The organism is uncultured Megasphaera sp., assembly GCF_958350005.1.
Taxonomy (GTDB): Bacteria; Bacillota; Negativicutes; order Veillonellales; family Megasphaeraceae; genus Megasphaera.
The window spans coordinates 1-2,587 of sequence record NZ_CATWFF010000239.1 but is presented as its reverse complement, the minus strand read 5'-3'; the positions used below and the strand labels follow the sequence as shown (position 1 = coordinate 2,587).

Here is a 2,587-nt window from a genome sequence, read left to right as displayed (position 1 = left end):
GTAACGCCGGACGCAAAGCCGACATTCTTTTCCAGAAAGGTCTGGCCCAGGACGACGATAGGACTGTACGCCGCAAACAACGCCAGGGCAACGGGAATCAGCAGGGCCGTAGAAAGGTATACATTCGTACTGTTGACGAAGAAGAACATAGACGGAATCATGAGCACCATGGCACCGCGCATGACTTTGACGAAGCCAAAGCGGTCCGACAGGATACCGCCCAGGAAGGTAATGACGACGCCCATGGAAAACAGGATGGACAGGGCCATACTGCCCTGCGCCGGCGATGCATGAAGGACGTGAATCCAGTAAATAGGGATAAAGGCATTGCAGATAGTAAAGCCAATAGAGCGGACGAAGATGACGACAGAGAGCTTGCTGAAGGCGTTCCAGTCATTTTTCTTTTCTTCATTCGGGTGTTCCACTGCCTCCTGGATATCTGCTTTTCGTACCTGAGTCAGGACGCGGGGCATACGGGTAAAGAGGAGCAGGGCAACACACAGATTGACGATGCCGAAGATGGCCAGCCCGTATATATGAAAGGCATAGGCGCAGAATCCGGCGACCATGGGTCCTACAGCAAAACCGGCGTTGCCGCCGACGGAAAAGCTGCCCATAGCCTGCCCTTTGAGGGGACCGGCAATTTTATTGACCATACGTGCTGCTTCCGGGTGGTAAATGGACGAGCCAAAGCCGCTGAACATGGAGCACAGAAAGATGAGCCAGTATTGGTCCGTAAAGCCGAGAATAGTCAGGCAGATACCGCAGAGAACGGGGCCGAGCGGTACGAACCAGGGCTTGGAAATCTTGTCGGAATAATAGCCGAACAGCGGCTGTGACACAGAGGATAAGAGCATATTGGCGAAGATAAGGGCTGCCGCTTCCTGATAATTCAGATGGCATACGCTGATAAAGTACGGCAGCAGGGCAGGAATGGCGCCCTGTGCCCAGTCAACGGAAAAATGGCCCATTGTAAACAGGTATACATAGGGATTGAGTTTTTTCATCAACAAGACCTCCAGAAATATGATTGCATAAATATGCTATAGTATGACACAGAATATGGCCGTTTTCAATATATGAATTTCCCTTTCTATGATGGCAGGAGCCGGTTCCTTGTGAACGGAATCATTATTTTACGAATCCTGGGGTTACCTGTTCATATCTATGCTGTGATACAGGCGTTTTCATGGTATAATACGAATATACAACTATGAAAAGGGGTTGATGAATTATGGCATCACAAGAAATGATAGCCCTGGGATCGCAGGCTTCAGTAATTCGCGATTTATTTGCCTATGGCCAGCAGCAGGCCGCTATTGTAGGCAAGGAAAACGTCTTTGATTTCAGCATTGGCAATCCGAGCGTTCCTGCACCGGCATGCGTCAAAGAATCGATTAAACACCTGCTGGATACGCGCGAATCCGTAGCCGTACACGGGTATACGGCAGCAGCCGGCGACAGCGCCGTGCGGCAGGGACTGGCAGAGTATATGAACCGCACCTATGATGCTGGCGTAAAGGCTGATAATTTTTACATGACCTGCGGTGCTGCCGCATCGCTGACGATTACGCTGAAAGCCATCGTTGAGACACCGGATGATGAAATCGTTCTCATTGCGCCGTTTTTCCCGGAATATACGGTGTTCGTGCACAATGCCGGGGCAAAAGAAGTCATTCTGCCGCCCGATACGGAACACTTCCAGCTTTCGCTGACGGCTCTGGAACAGGCAATTACGCCGCATACGCGGGCTGTCATCGTCAATTCGCCAAATAATCCGGCCGGTACAGTATATTCAGCCGATACGTATACGAAACTGGCAGCGCTGCTGAACAAAAAATCGGCCGAAATAGGACATCCCATTTATTTGATTTCCGATGAACCATACCGGGAAATCGTGTATGACGGAGCGCCTATTTTGTATGTGCCGAAATTTTACGCCAACACGATTATCTGTTATTCCTACAGCAAATCCCTGTCTCTGCCGGGCGAACGTATTGGCTATATCCTCGTGCCGGATTGCGTCTCAGATGCCAAAACCGTGTATACTGCTGTCTGCGGAGCCGGCCGGTCCATGGGATTTGTCTGCGCACCGCACCTGTTCCAGGATGTTATCCTGCAGTGTCTGGGGCAGCTGTCGGACATCAACCTGTATGATGCCAATCGCAAGCTCCTGTACAACGGCCTGAAAGACATGGGCTATGACTGCGTTTATCCCAGCGGGGCCTTTTACCTGTTCGTCAAGTCGCCGGAACCGGATGCCAAGGCCTTTTCTGACAAGGCAAAACAGCTGAATCTGCTGATTGTACCGGCTGACAGCTTTGGCTGTCCCGGATATGTCCGCATTTCGTACTGCGTAGATCCTGATATGATTCGCCGTTCCTTTGCGGCCTTTAAACAATTGATTCAGCAGTACCAGTAAGTGAAGAAGAGAGGATGCATCAGGCGTGCATTCTCTCTGTTTTTTTGAATTTTCAATAAAATGTAAAATATTCCTTGACACTTTCTGTAGATATGGTATACTAAGCAAGCCGTTAGGAAATGGGCCTATAGCTCAGCTGGTTAGAGCGCACGCCTGATAAGCGTG

General features: G+C 50.2%; 2 protein-coding genes. One reads left to right on the top strand and one right to left on the bottom strand.

Annotation, left to right across the window (positions count from 1 at the left end):
- Positions 1-1,007, bottom strand: a 1,007-nt coding sequence (locus tag Q3886_RS09960) for an MFS transporter (protein WP_301861321.1), incomplete at its 3' end; no start/stop codon positions are given.
- Positions 1,008-1,234: 227 nt separating this feature from the next.
- On the opposite strand from Q3886_RS09960, the gene Q3886_RS09955 reads away from it, so the two are divergent.
- Positions 1,235-2,422 (top strand): pyridoxal phosphate-dependent aminotransferase, encoded by a 1,188-nt coding sequence (locus Q3886_RS09955; protein WP_301861320.1) that lies wholly within the window; start codon positions 1,235-1,237, stop codon positions 2,420-2,422.
- Positions 2,423-2,587: the final 165 nt, after the last annotated feature.